The organism is Bradyrhizobium sp. Pa8 (genome assembly GCF_052588265.1).
This window is the reverse complement of the sequence record NZ_CP176767.1, coordinates 7643731-7661274: the sequence shown is the minus strand read 5'-3', so window position 1 is coordinate 7661274 and position 17544 is coordinate 7643731. Positions and strand designations below refer to the sequence as shown.

General features: G+C 65.1%; 21 protein-coding genes. 11 read left to right on the top strand and 10 right to left on the bottom strand.

Annotation, left to right across the window (positions count from 1 at the left end; translation table 11 throughout):
• Window position 1: 1 nt before the first annotated feature.
• From ACKWRH_RS36320 to ACKWRH_RS36300, 5 genes are all read left to right on the top strand, one after another.
• Window positions 2-790 carry an SDR family oxidoreductase gene (locus tag ACKWRH_RS36320; protein ID WP_445217451.1) on the top strand — a complete coding sequence of 263 codons (789 nt, stop codon included), beginning with the start codon at window positions 2-4 and terminating at the stop codon, window positions 788-790.
• Window positions 790-1701, top strand: coding sequence for an alpha/beta fold hydrolase (locus ACKWRH_RS36315; protein ID WP_445217450.1), 912 nt, complete (start codon window positions 790-792; stop codon window positions 1699-1701). Before ACKWRH_RS36320 ends, ACKWRH_RS36315 begins: the two co-directional genes overlap by 1 nt.
• The gene (locus ACKWRH_RS36310; protein WP_445217449.1) at window positions 1698-2489 is read left to right on the top strand and encodes a fumarylacetoacetate hydrolase family protein; all 792 of its coding nucleotides are present in this window, start codon (window positions 1698-1700) and stop codon (window positions 2487-2489) included. Before ACKWRH_RS36315 ends, ACKWRH_RS36310 begins: the two co-directional genes overlap by 4 nt.
• Window positions 2490-2544: 55 nt before the next feature.
• Window positions 2545-3336: a transporter substrate-binding domain-containing protein gene (locus ACKWRH_RS36305; RefSeq protein ID WP_445217448.1), complete on the top strand. Its 792-nt coding sequence runs from the start codon at window positions 2545-2547 to the stop codon at window positions 3334-3336.
• 143 nt (window positions 3337-3479) lie between these two features.
• Window positions 3480-3896 (top strand): hypothetical protein, encoded by a 417-nt coding sequence (locus ACKWRH_RS36300; RefSeq protein WP_445217447.1) that lies wholly within the window; start codon window positions 3480-3482, stop codon window positions 3894-3896.
• 10 nt (window positions 3897-3906) lie between these two features.
• Here ACKWRH_RS36300 and ACKWRH_RS36295 read toward each other — a convergent pair whose 3' ends face one another.
• Genes ACKWRH_RS36295 through ACKWRH_RS36280 form a run of 4 tightly spaced genes read right to left on the bottom strand, consistent with a single transcriptional unit; the run spans window position 3907 to window position 7220 of the window.
• Complete coding sequence (locus ACKWRH_RS36295) at window positions 3907-4650, bottom strand: IclR family transcriptional regulator (RefSeq protein ID WP_208088442.1); 744 nt, start codon at window positions 4648-4650, stop codon at window positions 3907-3909.
• 17 nt (window positions 4651-4667) lie between these two features.
• Window positions 4668-5519: an HpcH/HpaI aldolase/citrate lyase family protein gene (locus ACKWRH_RS36290; protein WP_445217446.1), complete on the bottom strand. Its 852-nt coding sequence runs from the start codon at window positions 5517-5519 to the stop codon at window positions 4668-4670.
• Window positions 5519-5971 carry a MaoC family dehydratase gene (locus tag ACKWRH_RS36285; RefSeq protein ID WP_028160689.1) on the bottom strand — a complete coding sequence of 151 codons (453 nt, stop codon included), beginning with the start codon at window positions 5969-5971 and terminating at the stop codon, window positions 5519-5521. Before ACKWRH_RS36285 ends, ACKWRH_RS36290 begins: the two co-directional genes overlap by 1 nt.
• A gap of 46 nt (window positions 5972-6017) precedes the next feature.
• Entirely contained in the window at window positions 6018-7220 is a 1203-nt protein-coding gene (locus ACKWRH_RS36280; RefSeq protein WP_445217445.1) for a CaiB/BaiF CoA transferase family protein, read from the bottom strand.
• A 223-nt stretch (window positions 7221-7443) separates the two neighbouring features.
• Here ACKWRH_RS36280 and ACKWRH_RS36275 point away from each other — a divergent pair, with 223 nt between their 5' ends.
• The 5 genes from ACKWRH_RS36275 to ACKWRH_RS36255 are packed head-to-tail and all read left to right on the top strand — an operon-like array spanning window position 7444 to window position 12836.
• Window positions 7444-8472 carry a TRAP transporter substrate-binding protein gene (locus ACKWRH_RS36275; protein ID WP_445217444.1) on the top strand — a complete coding sequence of 343 codons (1029 nt, stop codon included), beginning with the start codon at window positions 7444-7446 and terminating at the stop codon, window positions 8470-8472.
• Window positions 8473-8512: 40 nt separating this feature from the next.
• Window positions 8513-9067 (top strand): TRAP transporter small permease, encoded by a 555-nt coding sequence (locus tag ACKWRH_RS36270; protein WP_445217443.1) that lies wholly within the window; start codon window positions 8513-8515, stop codon window positions 9065-9067.
• Between the two features lie 12 nt (window positions 9068-9079).
• Window positions 9080-10369 (top strand): TRAP transporter large permease, encoded by a 1290-nt coding sequence (locus ACKWRH_RS36265; protein ID WP_445217442.1) that lies wholly within the window; start codon window positions 9080-9082, stop codon window positions 10367-10369.
• 36 nt (window positions 10370-10405) lie between these two features.
• Entirely contained in the window at window positions 10406-11572 is a 1167-nt protein-coding gene (locus ACKWRH_RS36260; protein ID WP_445217441.1) for an acyl-CoA dehydrogenase family protein, read from the top strand.
• Between the two features lie 31 nt (window positions 11573-11603).
• Window positions 11604-12836, top strand: a complete 1233-nt coding sequence (locus ACKWRH_RS36255; RefSeq protein ID WP_445217440.1) for an acetyl-CoA hydrolase/transferase family protein — start codon at window positions 11604-11606, stop codon at window positions 12834-12836.
• A 30-nt stretch (window positions 12837-12866) separates the two neighbouring features.
• Here the strand turns inward: ACKWRH_RS36255 and ACKWRH_RS36250 are convergent, their stop codons facing one another.
• The 5 genes from ACKWRH_RS36250 to ACKWRH_RS36230 all read right to left on the bottom strand — a co-directional run bounded on the left by ACKWRH_RS36250 (window position 12867) and on the right by ACKWRH_RS36230 (window position 16087).
• Window positions 12867-14435 carry an AMP-binding protein gene (locus ACKWRH_RS36250; protein ID WP_445217439.1) on the bottom strand — a complete coding sequence of 523 codons (1569 nt, stop codon included), beginning with the start codon at window positions 14433-14435 and terminating at the stop codon, window positions 12867-12869.
• A 33-nt stretch (window positions 14436-14468) separates the two neighbouring features.
• Window positions 14469-15104 carry a uracil phosphoribosyltransferase gene (gene upp, locus ACKWRH_RS36245; protein WP_445217438.1) on the bottom strand — a complete coding sequence of 212 codons (636 nt, stop codon included), beginning with the start codon at window positions 15102-15104 and terminating at the stop codon, window positions 14469-14471.
• Between the two features lie 156 nt (window positions 15105-15260).
• Complete coding sequence (locus tag ACKWRH_RS36240; protein ID WP_014492765.1) at window positions 15261-15389, bottom strand: hypothetical protein; 129 nt, start codon at window positions 15387-15389, stop codon at window positions 15261-15263.
• Between the two features lie 90 nt (window positions 15390-15479).
• Window positions 15480-15878 (bottom strand): hypothetical protein, encoded by a 399-nt coding sequence (locus ACKWRH_RS36235; RefSeq protein WP_445217437.1) that lies wholly within the window; start codon window positions 15876-15878, stop codon window positions 15480-15482.
• 17 nt (window positions 15879-15895) lie between these two features.
• On the bottom strand, window positions 15896-16087 hold the full coding sequence (locus tag ACKWRH_RS36230; RefSeq protein WP_445217436.1) for a hypothetical protein: 192 nt from the start codon (window positions 16085-16087) through the stop codon (window positions 15896-15898).
• A 199-nt stretch (window positions 16088-16286) separates the two neighbouring features.
• On the opposite strand from ACKWRH_RS36230, the gene ACKWRH_RS36225 reads away from it, so the two are divergent.
• Window positions 16287-16580 carry a hypothetical protein gene (locus ACKWRH_RS36225; protein WP_445217435.1) on the top strand — a complete coding sequence of 98 codons (294 nt, stop codon included), beginning with the start codon at window positions 16287-16289 and terminating at the stop codon, window positions 16578-16580.
• 36 nt (window positions 16581-16616) lie between these two features.
• On the opposite strand, the gene dapA is transcribed toward ACKWRH_RS36225, so the two are convergent.
• A complete protein-coding gene (dapA, locus tag ACKWRH_RS36220) occupies window positions 16617-17534 on the bottom strand; it encodes a 4-hydroxy-tetrahydrodipicolinate synthase (protein WP_445217434.1) in 918 nt (305 codons plus the stop codon).
• Between the last annotated feature and the right edge of the window lie 10 nt (window positions 17535-17544).

The following is a 17544-nucleotide window of genomic DNA, read 5'->3' as shown; positions in this document are numbered from 1 at the left end:
CATGGATCTGAACCTGGGCGGCAAGGTCGCCGTGGTCACCGGCGGCAGCATCGGCATCGGCCGTGCCATTGCCGCCGAACTCGCTCGCGAGCAGGCGCATGTCGTCATCGTCGCGCGCGACGCCGAGCGCCTTGCCGCGTCCGCACAGGAGATGTCGCGGGAGACGGGCCGGCGCGTGATCGCCTGTGCCGGCGACATGACCAAGCCCGACGACATCGCCCGCGCGATGGACACCGCGCGTGACGCCTTCGGCCGCGTCGACATCCTCGTCAACAATGCAGGCGCCTCGCCGATGGGCCGGATCGCCGAGACGCCCGATGCGATTTGGGCGAAGTCGATCGAGCTGAAGCTGCTCGGCTACATGCGCTGCGCGCGCAATGTCCTGCCGCAAATGCGCGACCGCCGCTGGGGTCGTGTCATCAACATCATCGGCCGCAGCGGTCACCAGCCGCGCGCGGCCTATATGGCGGGCGGCGCGGTCAACGCGGCGCTGCTCAACTTCACGCTGGCGCTCGCCGAGGAATGCGCGCCCGACAATGTGCTGGTCACCGGCGTCAATCCCGGACCGGTGCAGACCGACCGCTGGGACAGCCTCATCTCCCAGGGCGCGGTGATCGCCGGGCAAGATCAGGGCGCGACGAATGCCGCTGCCATCGCCTCGGTGCCGCTCGGCCGTGTCGGGCGGCCGGATGAGGTGTCCGGCATCGTCGCGTTCCTCTGTTCAGACCGCGCGTCCTTCATTACTGGTACCTGCATCAATGTCGATGGCGGTGGAACGAGGTGTATCTGATGGCTAGCGAACTGCGGAAGATCGGTGTCAGCGAGGATTGCGAGCTTGCGGTTCGCATCGACGACTATCTGCTGCCGTGGGACACCAAGCCGCCGGTCGTGATGCTGCACGGGCTCGCCGAAAGCGGCGAGGCGTTCCGGCGCTGGGTGCCGTATTTCGCCACGCATCATCTCGTGGTGCGCCCGGACCTGCGCGGCTATGGCGATTCGACGCCGATGCAGGGCGATTATGTCTATCGCTTCGCCGGCCTCGGCGACGACATCATCCGGATGCTGGACGTGCTGAAGCTCGATCGCGTCTTCCTGGTCGGTGGCAAGATCGGCGGCACGCTGGCGATGCATCTGACCGCCAAGCACCCGGATCGCGTGATCGCGGTCGCCGCGGTCGGCGCGCCGGCCTCGCTCACTTCGTTCAACGAGCGGGCACCGACCTGGCGCAAGCAGATCCGCGAGCAGGGCGTCGAGCCCTGGGTGCGCGAGACCACCGCAGGCCGGCTCGGCTCGTCGCTGCCGCCGGAAGCGCTAGACTGGTGGATCAAGCTGATGTCGAAGACCCAAGGCCTCGACGCTGGAAGCGTTCCTTCAGATGGTGCCGACGGTCGACGTCACCGGCGAGCTTCCGTCGATCAAGCGTCCGGCACTGGTCATTACGACGACCGGCTCGGGGCTTGGCGACGTTACCTCCGTCAAGGCGTGGCAGGAGACGATTCCGGGCTCGAAGCTCGAGGTGCTGCCCGGCGATTCCTACCACGTCGCTGCCACCGACCCGGACGTCTGCGCGCGGAAAGTTCGCACGTTCTTCGATCGCGTCGCGACTTAAGACGTACAGGGTGGGCCGTTGGCCTGCCCTCCGTTTGGCTCTATGACTGGCGTTCAGAAAAGAAACGACGAAATCAGGGAGTGAAGCCATGACAAAAACCACGCGACGCAGCGTGCTCACGGCCGCAGCCGCGATGACAGCGGCGGGCCTTGCCGACACTGCCCCGGCTGCGGCGCAGGCCGCACCCAAGCCGATCTTCCCGGTCCCGATGGTTTCGATCCCGATCGTCGGCGAGACGAGTGTGTTCCAGGTCCGCCGCATCTACTGCATCGGCCGCAATTATGCCGCGCACGCCATCGAGCGCGGCTCGGATCCGAACCGCGAGCCGCCGTTCTTCTTCCAGAAGCCGACCGACGCGATCCAGAACGTCGCGGTCGGCCAGGTTGCCGACCATGCCTATCCGTCGCTGACCAAGAACTATCACCACGAAGTCGAGCTGGTCGCCGCGCTGAAATCGGGAGGCACCAACATCCCGGCCGACAAGGCACTCGACCATGTCTATGGCTACGCGCTCGGCCTCGACATGACCCGGCGCGATCTCCAGAACGGCATGGCCGCGGAGAAGAAGCCTTGGGAGATCGGCAAGAGCTTTGACCACGCCGCGGTGATCGGTCCCATCCACCCCGCGAGCAAGACCGGCCACTTCGAGAAAGGCGCCATTTCGCTGGCGATCAACGGCACCGTCAAGCAGAGTTCAGATCTCAGCAAGATGATCTGGAGCGTTGCCGAGCAGATAGCAAAGCTCTCCGAAGCGTTCGAGCTGAAGGCCGGCGACATCATCTATTCCGGCACGCCGGAGAATGTCGGCCCGGTGGTGAAGGGCGACGTGCTCTTGTGCAAGCTCGAGGGCCTGCCCGATATGTCGATCAAGATTGTGTAGTTCTTTACCTCTCCCCGCTTGCGGGGAGAGGTCGGATCGCCCTTGGAGGCGCAAAATGTTGCGGCGTGGTCTGATTGCTGCGTTGGGCTTGGTCTTCATCATGACCTCCATTCCCAGCTTGAAAGCCGAAGGCGCCGTCGACATCGCGCCGACGGGAGCGCTCCGCGTGGCGGTGGCCGTCGGCCCGGCCGCGTCGGCCTTCTGGACCACGCGCGATCCTTCCACCGGAAAGCCGCGCGGCGTCACCGTCGAGCTCGCCAGGGCCGCCGCTGACAAGCTGCACGTTCCGCTCCGGCTCGTCGAATATCAGAGCTCCGACGAGATCGCCGCGGCCAGCAGCAAGGACGTCTGGGATCTCTCCTTCATGCCGGCGGACGTCAAGCGCGAACAGTTCGTGGACCAGGGCCCCGCTTACGTTGCCTATATGAGCGGCTACCTCGTGCGGGCCGGTTCGGACATCCGGATCGTCGCGGATGTCGATCGCGCCGGCATGCGGGTCGGCTGCATCGAGGGGACATCGACGTCACGCACGGTCGAGAAATCCTTGAAGCAGGCGAAGCTGACAAAGTTCGTGAAGCCGGAAGAGGCGGCCGAATTGATCGGCAAGGGGCAGCTCGATGCTCTGGCGATGGGCATGGGAGCTCTGGAAGACCTTTCGCGAAAGCTGCCCGGAACCAAGGTGCTGGACGAAGGGATTCAATCGACCGGCGTGGTCGTGGTCGTTCCCAAGGGCAAGGCCGCGGCGAAGGCCTGGGCGGCGCGCTTCCTGGATGAAGCCAAGGTCGACGGCACCGTGCGTCGTGCGCTCGATGGTAACGGATTTACCGGCGACAAGATCGCGCCGTGATCTGGCCCCGCTGGAACCGCGACTGGCGGCGGGAGTCTTTGAATTGCCGGAGTTCCATCGGCCATTGCCTCGTGTTGGGCAACGAACAAACCTCGTGCGGCCATATTTGAGTAAGACTGATCTCCCGAGAGGGAGGCGCTCCGATGAAGAAAGTTTTGATCACTGCGGTCGTGCTGCTGGCTGGCGTGCCTGCGAGCGCCGTTGCGCAGGAGCGCGCTGGTGCTGCGGCGATAGGCGCCGTGTCCGGCGCCGTCGTGCTCGGTCCGGTCGGTGCGGTCGCGGGTGCAGTGATTGGCTATACCGCCGGTCCTTCAATCGCGAGGTCATGGGGCGTGAGAGGTTCGCGGTCGGCAAGACACCAGCAGCCGCCACGCCGCGAGGCGTACCGCGCAGCCGCGACCGGCGCTCCGCCGCGCGCACGTGAGGCGATGAATGCCAACGGCCAGATCGGAGCTGCCAGCAATCCGCCGGCTCAAGCCGCCCCCCCGGTGCAGCCAGTTCAAGCTGCCCCGGCTCCGCCGGCAGAGACTTCGACCCCGCCCGTTCAGGGACTCGAATGAGGCTCCGGCTCTAGGCCGCGGTCGTCTTCGGCCGCAGCCGGTCGACGGTCCGTGCGATCAGCGCGGCCACCTCCGGCACTTTTGGGCCAATGCGAAATTCCGGCCCTGCGACGACGACGGAGAGCCGGCGATCACCGATCGGCAGCGGGATCGCCGCGCCGGCGAGGTCGCGGCTGTAATCGGCGAAGCTCTGGCAGTAGCCGCGCGCGATCGAATTGCGCAGCTCGATCTCGACCGCCTCGATGCTGATCGGCGTCGACGGGCCGTATTGCTTGAATTCGATCTTACGATAGACGGAGTCGCGTTCTTCCTGCGAATATTGCAGCAACAGGGCGCGACCGCTGGCAGTGGCGTGGATCGGCACGCGGTGGCCGATGGTCGCGAAATAGCGGATCGCGGCCTGGGATTCGACGACGTCGATGAACACGGCCATCACGCCGGCCGGCGCCACGATGGATGCAGTCTCGCCGGTCTCGGCGGAGAGATCGGTGATCAGCTGATGCGTCCACGGCGGCAGCGGCTCGACCTCGGAGATCATTCGCGCCATCGCCAGCCATCGCGGCGTCGGATAGAAGCCGGCGCGCGGCCGCGGCTCGTAGAGATAGCCCTTCTCCGAGAGCGTCGCGAGCAGGTTGAAGGTCGACGAGCGTGGCCAGCCGAAATGATCGGCGATCTCGGCAAGCGTCGCCGGCTTCCTCGTTTGCGCGAAGAATTCCATGATCTCCAGGACGTTGGCGGCTTGGCGAACGATCATGGTGGCGGCGTTCCGATCTAGGTCTGGCCGAGGATCTTCTTCGCGGCGCGAAGATGCGGCTTGTCGATCATCTGGCCGTCGAGACGCAGCGTGCCGGAGTTCGGATTGCCCGCGAATGCGGCGATCACTTTTTCCGCCCAGGTGCGCTCAGCCTCGGTCGGCTCGAATGCCGCGTTGACGACGTCGACATGCTTGGGGTGGATCAGCGCCTTCGCCGAAAAGCCGTCGCGCCGCGCGGCGCGCGTTTCCTGCTCGAGGCCGGCGAGGTTGTCGATGTCGGTATAGACGGTGTCGATCGGCGCTACCTCGGCTGCGGCCGCCGCCATCAGGCAGAGATCGCGCGCGAGGCGATAGGGGCTGTGGAACACGCCGCCCGAGGCTTTTTCCGTGGCGCCTAGAGAAGCCGAGAGATCCTCCGCACCCCACATCAGGCCTGCGAGGCGGGGGGAGCAGCCCTTGTAGCTGCCAAGGCCGAAGATCGAGCTGGCGGTCTCCGTCGCGACACAGACGATGCGCGTCGCGCCGACCGTGATACCGGCGGCTGCCTCAAGCGCTTCAAGCCAGGTTGCAACCTGGCGCACGTCGTCGCCGCCTTGCGATTTCGGCAGCACGATGCCGTCGGGCTTGCCCGGCATCACCGCGGCGAGATCGGTGAGCGTCAGGCCGGTGTCGAGCGCGTTGACGCGGACATAGAGCTGGTGGGGGCCGCGAGAGCCCTTCAGCATCGCAAGCGTCAGCCCGCGCGCCTCAGGCTTCTTGTCGGTGACGACGGAGTCCTCGAGATCGATGATCAGCGCGTCGGCCTTGCCTTCGCTCGCCTTCTCGAATTTGCGCGGGGAATCCCCCGGCACGAACAGCATCGAACGCATCAGACCGGCCTCTTGTGCATCATCGCCATGCGGCGGCATTTGCCGACGATCTCGTCGTTCTGGTTCAAGGCGTGGTGCTCGAACTCGACGATACCCGCTCTCGGGCGCGATTTGGATTCCCTCAACGAAAGCACCTTCGTCGTCGCCCGCAACGTGTCGCCATGGAAGACCGGCTTTGGAAACGTGACGTCGGTCATGCCGAGATTGGCAACGGTGGTGCCCATGGTCGTATCATAGACCGTCATGCCGATCATGATGCCGAGGGTGTAAAGGCTGTTGAAAATGCGCTGGCCGAACTCGGTCTTTTCAGCGAAATGTGCGTCGATGTGCAGCGGCTGCGGATTGAGCGTCAGCAGGCTGAACATGGTGTTGTCCATCTCCGTGACGGTCCGGGTCAGCGGATGTCTGAACTCCTGGCCTACGGAAAAGTCTTCGAAATAAAGTCCGGCCATCGCGGTCTCCCTCCCTGTATCGCTGCGATTCTGGCCAGCGCTGCCGTTAGGGCGGCGCGGCCAGGTGAACTGCTTTTTGCTCTGCGAGCTGTTCGATTTCGTCGGTCGAGAAGCCGGCCTCGCGCAAAATGTCGCGGCCATGCTGGCCGAGCGTCGGTGCGGGGCCGGCGGTTTCCGGCTGGGTCACGCTCCAGGTGGAGGGCACGCGCATCTGGCGGATGCGGCCTTCCACGGGATGATCCACCGTCCTGAAGAAGTCGATCGCATTGAGATGCGGATCTTCGAGGATCGTTTCCAGCGTATGCATCGGCATCACCGGAATGTCGGCGCGCTCGAGCAGATCGCGCCATTCTGCGGTGGTACGTGTGAGAAAGATGTGGCCGATCTCCTGATAGATCTCGTCGATATGCTTCGTCCGCGCGGCGTGGTTGGCGAAGCGCGGCCGATCGAGGAAATGCGGCTGCCCGATCGCCTCGAAGAAGCTGCGCCAGTGCTTGTCGTTATAGATGAGGACGCAGAGATAGCCGTCGCTGGTCTTGTAGGGTTTTCGATAGCGCGACAGCAGGCGGGCGTAGCCGCCATGGTCGAGCGGCGGATCGTAGGTCAGACCACCCAGGTGATCGACCAGCACGAACTCCGCCATCGATTCGAACATCGGCACGTCGATGCGCTGGCCGACGCCGGTGCGGCTCTGATGCATCAGCCCGCCCATGATCGCATTGACCAACATCAGGCCGACGATGCGGTCGGCGATGGTGACGGGGACGTAGCGCGGCGTGCCGTCGCCGGCCGCCGCAAGCAGCGTCGGAATAGTGGCCGCGCCCTGGATCAGATCGTCGTAGGCGGGCTTTGCGGCATAGGGCCCGGACTGGCCGTAGCCGAACGCGCCGACATAGACGAGCGCGGGATTGATTTCGCGAAGTGTCTCGTAGTCGAGGCCGAGCCGCGCCATTGCCTGTGGGCGCACGTTGTAGACGAGCGCGTTGGCGTGCTTCGCCAGCCGCAGCAAGGTGTCGCGGCCTTCCGTCTTCTTCAGGTCGAGCACGATGCTGCGCTTGCCGCGATTGGCATTGAGGAACATCCCGCCCATGCCCGGTGTGCGGCCCGGACCGATCTGGCGAACGATGTCGCCCTCGGGGCTTTCGACCTTGATGACTTCGGCGCCCATGTCCGCCAGCACCTGGGTGCCGTAGGGGCCCATCAGCACCGAGGTCAGGTCGAGAATGGTGAAGCCGGCGAGCGGTCCCATGAGGCCTCTTGTATAAATTCATATACGTGGAGTTAGAGTTCATAAAGCGGCTATGTCAATTCGGCGACCCGGTCCGTGGCGCATAGCTCCATGAACAATTCATATACTTGACATATAAATTCACCTATATGTACATTTTCAAGCAAGAAATAGAGCGAGGGCCGGACGGTGCCGCAGCAATTCGCTGCCGCGTTCGGTGTGGGGACGCGTCAAGGAGAACGACATGAAGAAGAATCTGGTCAGGGCCGCAGCAGTGCTCGCTCTCTCGCTGCCGGTCTCGACGCTGCAGGCGCAGGCCCTGGAGCTGAAGGTCGCCGATAGCTTCCCCGCCGGTCACTATCTCGTCCGCCTGATGCTGAAGCCCTGGATGGACGACGTCACCAGGCGCACCAATGGCGCGGTGACCTTCACCTATTATCCAAACCAGCAAATCGGCAAGGCAGCCGACATGCTGCGTCTGACGCAGTCCGGCGTGGTCGACATCGGCTACATCGGGCCGTCCTATGTCTCCGACAAGATGCCGCTGTCGGAGGTCGCGCAATTGCCGGGCGCGTTCGCAACCAGCTGCCAGGGCACGCTCGCTTATTGGAAGACCGCGCGTGAAGGCATTCTCGCCAAGCAGGAATACGCGCCGAACAAGATCAAGCTGCTGCTCGCCGTGGTGCTGCCGCCCTACCAGGTGTGGACCGTCAAGTCGAAGGTGGAAACCACCAAGGACATGCAGGGCCTGAAGCTGCGCACCACGGGTGGTGCGCAGGATCTGACGCTGCGTGCGCTCAGCGCCGTGCCGGTGCGCATGGCTGCGCCCGATGCCTACGAGTCGCTGTCGCGCGGCACGATGGACGGGCTGCTGTTCCCGCTCGACAGCGTCGTCTCCTACGGCCTCGACAAGCTGGTCAAGCACGCCACCGAAGGCGTCAGCTTCGGCAGCTTCATCGTCGCCTATTCGATCAACCAGTCGGTCTGGGACAAGCTGCCCGACGACGTGAAGAAGGCGATGAACGAGGCTTCGGAGGCGATTACGCCGCAAGCCTGCGCCGGCGTCGAGAAGGAAGGCGAAGTCACCAAGAAGCAAATGCAGGACGAAGGCATCAGCTTCGATCCGCTGCCGGAGGCGACGCGCACCGAGATCAAGGACAAGCTCAAGGGCGTCGGCAAGGAGTGGGCGAGCGGGCTCGACAGCCGCGGCAAGCAGGCGTCTGCCGCGCTGAAGGAGTTCGACGATCTGCTCGCCGCCGGCGGCACCAAGTAGAGCGCCAGGTAGTCCGACATCCAACAGGGAGGCGCTAGAGGTGATCAAACGGGCAGGAGATGTGCTCGGCGCGCTGGAGCGCGCGCTGACGGTGATCGCGGTGGTGTTCATGTTCGTGATCATGCTGCTGGTCGTGACCGACGTGTTCATGCGCTACGTGCTGAACAGTCCGCTCTCCTTCACCTATGATCTGATCGGGCTTTATCTCCTCGCCGGCGTGTTCTTCTTCACGCTGTCGGACGCGTTGCGTGAGCATGTCCATGTCGGGGTGGACATCCTCCTGTCGCGCTTTTCGCTGACGGGGCGTCGGCTGTCCGAGATCGTCACCGCGCTCGCCGGCCTGTTTGTGTTCATCCTGATCTGCAAGGTCGGCTTCGAGCGCGCGCTGGAGAATTACGAGCAGCACGACGTTCTCTCCGGCGCGATCCCCTGGCCGACCTGGATCTCGGCGGCATTGGTGCCGTTCGGCTGCGGCGTGCTGGTGCTGCGGCTGGCGCTGCAGCTCGTCGGCAATGTGCTGAGCCTCGTCAGCGGCCGCGATCTCTATCCGCTGCCGCCGGTCACCGGCGTCGGCGAAGCACGCAGCTTCGAGTAACGGCAGGCATTCATGACCCCTTTCATCGTTCTCGCCTTGCTGTTCGGCCTGCTCGCGCTCGGCACGCCCGTCGGTTTCGCCATGGCCTTTTCCGGCTCGGTCGGCCTCGTGATGGTCGGTGGATGGGGCACGCTGCTCGGCATCCTGCAGACCGCGCCGCTCTCGACCGTCTCGTCCTACGAGCTGATCACCATTCCGATGTTTCTCTTGATGGCGGATCTCGTGCTGCTGTCGGGTGTCGCAGACGATCTGTTCAAGACCGCCTCGGCCTGGGTCGGCCGCATCCCCGGCGGCCTCGGCATGGCGACCGCGCTCGCCGGCGCCGGTTTTGGCGCGATCTGCGGCACCTCGACCGCCTCGGCCGCGACGCTGTCCTCGACCAGCCTGCCCGCCATGATCCGCCAGGGCTACGAGCCGAAGATGGCGGCCGGCGTCGTTGCGATCTCCGGCACGCTGTCGATGCTGCTGCCGACCAGCGTTGCGCTCGTCATCTTCGGCCTGCTGGCCGAAGTGAACATCGGCAAGCTGCTGATCAGCGGCATCATCCCGGCGATCCTGGTGACGTTCACCATCATGGTGACGATCTACTTCCTGGTCTGGCAGGATCCCTCGCGCGCGCCGGCCGCGAAATCAGTACCGTGGCGCGAGAAATTCGCGCTGCTGTGGCAGGTCTCGCCGATGGTGGTGCTGTTCTCGATCGTGACGGGTACGATCTATCTCGGCGTCGCGACGCCGACGGAAGCCTCTGCCTTCGGCGCGTTCGGCGCCTTCCTGCTCGCGATCGTCAAGGGCAAGATCACGCCGTCCTCGCTCTATGCGACGCTGCTGCGCGCCTGCCACGGCACCTGCATGATCATCATGATCCTGGTCGGTGCCTCGATCTTCGGGTATTTCTTCACGCTGACCCATGTGACGCAGGACCTCGTCGCCTGGATCGGCAGCCTGCCGGCCTCGCGATGGGTGATCATTACATTGATCCTGTGCGGCTATATCGTGCTCGGCTCGTTCATGGACCAGATCGCAATCCTGGTGCTGACCGTGCCGATCGTGCTGCCGCTGATCAAGACGCTCGGCTTCGATCCGATCTGGTTCGGCGTCATCAAGATCGTCACCGCGGAAGTCGGCATGATCACGCCGCCGGTAGGGTTGAACTGCTTCATCGTTGCCCGCTATGCCAAGCGGCCGGTGGCGGAAGTGTTTCATGGCACCTTCCCGCATTTCATCGCGCACCTGATCGCAATCGCGATCCTGGTGGCGTTTCCCTCGATCATTCTCTGGCTGCCCTCGCAGATGGGGCGCTAGGATCGGAGCTCGGCTCCCAATAAGGAGATCAAGAACATGGATTTCGCGCTCACCGATCAGCAGGAAGCCATTCGCGCCGCCGTCGCAAAAGTTTGCGAAGACTTTCCGGACGCCTATTGGCTGAAGAAGGACCATGACGGCGGCTTCCCGCACGACTTCCACAAGGCGCTGGCGGACGCCGGCTGGCTCGGCATCTGCGTGCCTGAAGCCTATGGCGGCTCGGGGCTCGGCATCACAGAAGCCGCGATCATGATGCGCACCATCGCGGAATCCGGCGCCGGCATGTCCGGCGCCTCCGCGGTGCACATCAACGTGTTTGGCCTCAATCCCGTCGTCGTGTTCGGCACCGAGGAGCAGCGCAAGCGCATGCTGCCGCCGATGGTCGAGGGCCGCGAGAAGGCGTGCTTCGCCGTCACCGAGCCCAACACAGGCCTCAACACCACCCAGCTCAAGACGCGCGCGGTGGCCAAGAACGACCGCTACATCGTCAACGGCCAGAAGGTGTGGATCTCCACCGCGCAGGTCGCGCACAAGATTTTGCTGCTGGCGCGCACCACGCCGCTGGAGGAGGTGCGCTCGCCGACCCATGGCCTCAGCCTCTTCTACACCGATTTCGACCGCAAGAAGATCAAGGTCCACGAGATCGAGAAGATGGGCCGCAAGATCGTCGATTCCAACGAGCTGTTCTTCGAGGATTTCGAGATCCCGATGGAGGACCGCATCGGCGAAGAGGGCAAGGGCTTCCAATATATCCTCGAAGGCATGAACCCGGAGCGGATCCTGATCGCGGCGGAAGCGGTCGGCCTCGGCAAGCTCGCGCTGTCGCGCGCGACTGAATACGCCAAGACGCGCGTGGTGTTCAACCGGCCGATCGGCAAGAACCAGGGCATCCAGCATCCGCTCGCGGTCAACTGGGTCGAGCTCGAGGCGGCCTGGCTGATGGTGATGCAGGCGGCCTGGCAATACGACAAGGGCTTGCCCTGCGGCGCCGGCGCGAACGCCGCGAAATATTTCGCAGGCGAAGCCGGATATCATGCCTGCGAGCAGGCCGTGATGACCCATGGCGGCTTCGGCTACGCCAAGGAGTTCCACGTCGAGCGCTACCTGCGCGAAGTCCTGATCCCGCGCATCGCGCCGGTCAGCCCGCAGCTTGCGCTCAGCTTCATCGCGGAAAAGGTGCTCGGACTGGCGAAATCTTACTAGTCTTCGCGCGGATCGCTTAGCAGGGACGCCAATGAACCTCGACTTCTCCGGCCTGATCCGGGAGGGCGACCGTGTCGTGTGCGGTCAGGCAACGGCTGAGCCGGTCACCCTGACCGAAGCGCTGGTCGCGCAAGCCGCGCATCTGCCGGCGTTCCGCATGATGGTCGGTCCAATGTTCTCCGACACGTTTTCCGCCGCGTGCGCGCCCAACATCTCGTTCCAGAGCTATGGCGTGATCGGCAATGTGCGGCGGCTTGCGAAAGCGGGTCGGCTCGACGTAATCCCGAGCAACTACAGCGCCTTCTGCGCCGATTTCGCCTCACGGCGCCATCGTGCGGATGTGGTGCTGGTGCAACTCGCCGAGTCCGGCGATGGTCGATTGAGCGCTAGCCTCTCCAACGATTATGTCATCGATGCCGCACGGGGCGCGCGCGTCGTCATCGCCGAGATCAATCCGGATGCGCCTTGGACGTTTGGCGCTGAATGGCCTGCGGACGCACCGATCCATCTGCGGGTCGGCGCTCGCCGTCCGCCCGTCGAGCTGCCGCCGGCGCCGCTTGATGACGTCTCACGAAAAATCGCGACACAGGCGGCGAGCCTGATCGACGACGGCAGCACGCTTCAGTTCGGCGTGGGCCGCATTCCGGACGCGATCCTGTCCTCGCTGTCGCATGCGCGCAATCTCGGCATCCATTCCGGCCTGATCAACGACGCCGTCGTCGATCTGGTCGAGCGTGGTGCGGTGACGAATGCGGAGAAGGGAATCGATGCCGGGATCACCGTGACGAACCAGGTGATCGGCACGAAGCGACTCTATCGCTTCGTGCACGAGAACAAGGCGGTTTCGGTGCGACCGACGTTGTACACGCACGGCCAGAACGTGCTGGCGCGGATCAAGCGACTGGTCGCGATCAACTCGGCGCTCCAGGTCGGGCTCGACGGCAGCGTCAATTCCGAGGCGCTGAACGGCGTCGCGATCGGCGCCATCGGCGGGCAGCTCGATTTCGTGCGCGGTGCCAATGCATCGCCCGAGGGCAGGGCGATCATGGCGCTGCCGGCGACGGCGTCCGACGGGACCAGCCGCATTGTCGCCAACGTGGAGACCGTGACGACGCCGCGCGCCGACGTCGATGCCATCGTGACCGAATGGGGCGTTGCGGAGTTGCGCGGTTGCGGACTTGCCGAGCGCGCGCGCCGCATGATCGCGATCGCGGCGCCCGGGCACCGTGACGCGCTGTCGGCGCAACTTCGCGCCGCGCGCTAGAATCTCGCGAGCAATCTGAAACAGGCCGGCCTATTCGGCGGCGATCCGTTCCATCGCCATGGCGCGAAGCCGGGCGCGCTGGATTTTCACACCGTTGGCGCTGTCGGTGACGGGGAACGCGTCGACGATATAGATTCGTGCCGGCACTTTGTAGCCGGCGAGCCGCTCGCGCAGGCGCGCCACCAGCATCTCCTGCTGCGGCGGCTCCTTGGCCGGAATCACGAAGGCGACGCAGCGCGCCTGCCCCCTAAGATCGACCGCGACAACCTGGGCGTCGGCAACCCCCGTGCAGGCTTTGAGCTCGTCCTCGATCTCGCCGGGCGCAACCAGGAAGCCGCCGAGCCGCATCGCATCGCCGGCGCGGGTCTCGTAGACGAAGGCACCGTCGCCGCGCAAGCGGCCGATATCGCCGGTGCGGAAGAAGCCGTCGGCGGTGATCGCATCGCGCGTCGCATCAGGGTTGTTGAAATAGCCAAGGAAGCGCGAGGGCGCGCTGATCTCGATCTCGCCGGAGACGCCTTGCGCCGCCAGCTCCCCGGTCTCGGTATCGCGCACGCGCACCTCCGCGTCGGGAGACATCGGCCAGCCGCCGCCTTCGATGCGATCGGCGAAGGCATCACCGGAGCGGGCGATCGAGAACAGCGCCTGCACCTCGCTCGAACCGTAGAGGCCGAACAGCGGCATGTCGCGCGCCTCGGCCTCCGCGGCGAGCTCACGCCAGCCGGGCTGGAACGCGGCGAAGCCGCAGACTTCGAGATGCGGCAATGGCCGTGGTGCGTCGGCGAGCGCGAGGATGCGGCGGAACATCTCGTCGGAGCCGAAGGCGTGCGTGATCTTGTGTTCGCCAAGGACCTTCAACGCTGATGCCGCCTCGAAAGCATCGAGCACATGGATGGTCGCGCCGGCTGCGATGAAGCCGAGCAGGCTGGTCATGCCGAAGGTGCCGCAGAACGGCAGCATGGCCAGCAGCGAATGGCGCCGTGGCGAGAGGTTTAGCGCCTTGGCGACGGAGGCGGCGTGCGTGGCGAGCGTCCGCTGCGAATGCGCGACGAGCTTCGGTCCCTTGGTCGTGCCCGATGTCGTGTAGAGCAGCACCGGCAGATCGACATCCTGCGCCGGCGGCGCTGGCGGATAGGACTTCTCGAACGCATCGAAGCGTGCACAGGGCCAGTGCGCGGGGATCGCATCCCCGCCGACCACCGCGAGCCTTTGCAGTGCAGGCACTTCGTCCCTGCTGACCTCGGCGAGGATGGCGGCAAAATCGATCGAGCGGAACGCGGCCTCAACCACCATCAGCCTGGCGCCGGACACCTTGAGCAGATGACCGACTTCCGCGCTGCGGTAGCGGGTATTGACCGCGGCGACGATCGCACCGCAGCGGGCGGCGGCGAACAGCAGCGCGATCCATTCGACGCGGTTGACCAGCCAGACCGCAACTACGTCGCCCTGGCCGATGCCTTGTGCGGCAAGCCATGCGGCGGTCTGCTCGACCTTCCCAGAGAATTCCGCGCGCGAGACCGGCCTGCCGTCAAACGCGAAGGCGGGCTCGGCGCCTTCGGTGCCGATCAGCGATTGAAGCGAAAATTGGTTGACGCTCATGGCAACCGGACTAACCCGATCGCGCAAACCTGTCTACTTGGTGCCGAACATCCGGTCGCCGGCATCGCCCAGGCCCGGCACGATGTAGCCGTGGTCGTTGAGCCGCTCGTCGATCGCGGCGGTCCAGACCGGCACGTCGGGATGCTCGCTCTGGAACTGTGCGATGCCTTCGGGCGCGGCCAGAAGGCAGACGAAGCGGATGTCGCGGGCGCCGCGCGCCTTGAGCAGGGAGGCGCCGGCGCAGGCCGAGTTGCCGGTCGCGAGCATCGGGTCCATCAGGATCACGGTGCGGTCGGACAGGTCCTGCGGCGCCTTGAAGTAATATTCCACGGCCTGCAATGTCTCGGGGTCGCGGTAGAGCCCGATATGGGCGATGCGCGCCGAGGGCATCAGCGCCAGCATGCCGTCGAGGAAGCCGACGCCGGCGCGCAGGATCGGCGCCAGCGTGAGCTTCTTGCCGGCGATCTTCGGTGCCCGCATCGGCGAGATCGGCGTCTCGATCTCCACCAGCTCCAAAGGCAGATCGCGCGTCACCTCGTAGCCGAGCAGCATCCCGATCTCGTTCAGGATCTCGCGAAAACTCTTGGTCGAGCGGTCCTTCTCCCGCATCAGGGAGAGCTTGTGCTGGACCAGGGGGTGGGTGACGACGTTGACGCTGCTTGTGCTCATGAAACCGATCTACACGGTTCCGTGAAATTGCGCCAGATCGGCCAGATTTTTTCGCGGGGACGCGGCTTCAGGCGGGTATCGCGACGGTGCTACGCACCCGGCTGCTCGCCTCGTAGGCAGCCATGGTCAATTCGCGGTCCATCGATATGCCGGGTTCTAAACTCCCAGCCCGCGCGCCACGAGCGTGATCACGATTGTCAGGATCGCGCCCCAGACCAGGCTCAGAGTCATGGTCAGGATCGTCGTCGTGACCGCCTGCTCCAGATTTCCCTTGAGGAGCTGCATGCTACTTGTCCGTGGCAGGCGCGACGCCGATGCGCATGCCGAGCAGCAATGCACCCATCACCGCAACCAGGATGGCGATCTTGAGCTCGATCATGTCCGCAGCCTTGTCATCGCGCGGGCCAGGAGCCGCCTCGCGCCCTCCGCCAGCGCAATCAGCGGATTGCCGCGGTTCTCGATATCGAGCTCGAAGGTCTCGGCGGGAAACACCAGCGCGCATCTTGCGGGTCCACTCTGCCGGTTGGCGAAATCGACCGCGGAACTCTTGAACAGGAAGAGACCGCCGATGCGCCCATGCGCCTCGCGCGCGACCCAGAGGCCGGCGCCGTTGCGCCCGATGAAGAAGGCGGGGATGGCGGCGCTTATGACATCCGGGTCGATCGGCCTGAGTGCCGCCGCGGACGCGGCCATTGTCGGTCGCTCAAGCTGGCGACGCGTGGCTTGAAGGGCGATCGCGGCCATGGCGGCTTCCTCACACATCTGCAAGGTCATGATAGTCTCCCATGCCGTCAGGCGTGGAGATGCCAGACATAGATCGCGGTCTTGAGCGCGATCAGCGCCGTGAGCACGCTGCCCATCGAGAGCAGGGTCAGCACGCTGAGCGCGATGCGCTTGAGCTGGGCCTTGCGCGGCCCGGAAATGCGCGACTCGCGTTCGGCCCCGCCGAAGGGCCGGTCAAAGCCATGTGTCATTACCGACATTTTCGAAGTCCTTGTGCCTCGGGCGGCGAGACGGCCACTCCGATCTGTCTCGTATGATGTCCATCGTTGCGTAGGATTGCGAGACGAGCGCCGAGGCACCAGTGTAGGAATGCTATAAAGATGCCGACCGTCGCGCCGGCAGCCCTCTGAAGAGACCGGGGTTCCGCTTCGGCCGGGCCTGAGACGGCGCAGGATCCGAATGCGTCATCCCGATCGCCGCGGCAAAGGCGTTCCGCAGCCGCGGTTCCTCGATCTGCTTGCAGAAGCATTCCAGCGTCGCTTCCACACTCTGGCGCTGCCCGCTGATGGCCGCACAGAGTTGCGAGCTGGTCCGCCGAAAGAAGTGGAGGGAGTTCTTGGCGCCGCTGCCGAGATGATCGAGCTCCGCTGCGAGCGCGGCGACATTAAGCCTGTCGGACTCATCGAGCGTCACCGCAAATCGCAGCAGCGCGAGCTGCCAGGCACGGAGCAGCCTGTGAGGGCCTTCGATTGATTGCCGCATGGGGATACCCGGATGCCGTGCGACGCCTCAGGCGCCGACGCGGTCGATCAGCTCCTCGTCGGCGATCGCGGCGAATGCGCGTACCACTTCCCTCTGCGCGGCTGCGTCCAGCGGAACGATCGGAAGCCTTGTGGCGGGCGACATCAGGCCAAGCACGCCGAGTGCACATTTAAGTGCGGCCGGGCTCTCCTTGGCGAGACACGCGATGAGCGGCATCAGCCTCCTGTCAAGGTACCGGGCGGATTGCAGCCGGCCCTGCCTGACATGTGAAAAAATCGTGCGGCAGAGATCCGGCGCGATGTTGGCAACCTCCGAGATCGCGCCATCGCCGCCGTCCGCGATGAAGCCGAAGGCGGTGGTGTCGTCGCCGGATAGGCAGCGAAAGCCGGCGGGCAGGTGGCGGGACAGGCGCATCGGGCGGGTGATGTCGCCACTCGCATCGCGCAGGCCCACGAACCGGCGCGATTCGACGAGACGCAGAAGCGTCTCGTCGGCGAGCGGGCGCAGCGTGCGGGAGGGGGTGTCATGCAGGATCACGGGCAGGCCGATCGAGCCGGCAATGGCACGGAAGTGCGCGAGCATTCCTTCCTGCATCGGCTTGTTGTAGGCGGGCACCACCGACATCACGGCATCGGCGCCGGCGGCTTCCGCGCGCCGCGCGAGTTCGATGGCGTGGCCCGTTGAATTCGAGACGGCGCCGGCAATGATCCTCACGCGGCCACGCGCGACATCGACCGCGGTGCGAATGACCAGCGCCTGCTCGGCCGGCGAGAGCGTCGGTGCCTCGCCGGCGGTCTCGCACACCACCAGTGCAGGCACGCCGGCCGTGATCTGACGCTCGCAGAGCGCAGCGAGCGCCTTCAGGTCGATCGCGTCGGCCGAATCGAACGGCGTCGGCAGGTCCGGTATGAACCCGGTGAACCAGGCGGAGGGTGGGATGAACATGTTTTTTTGC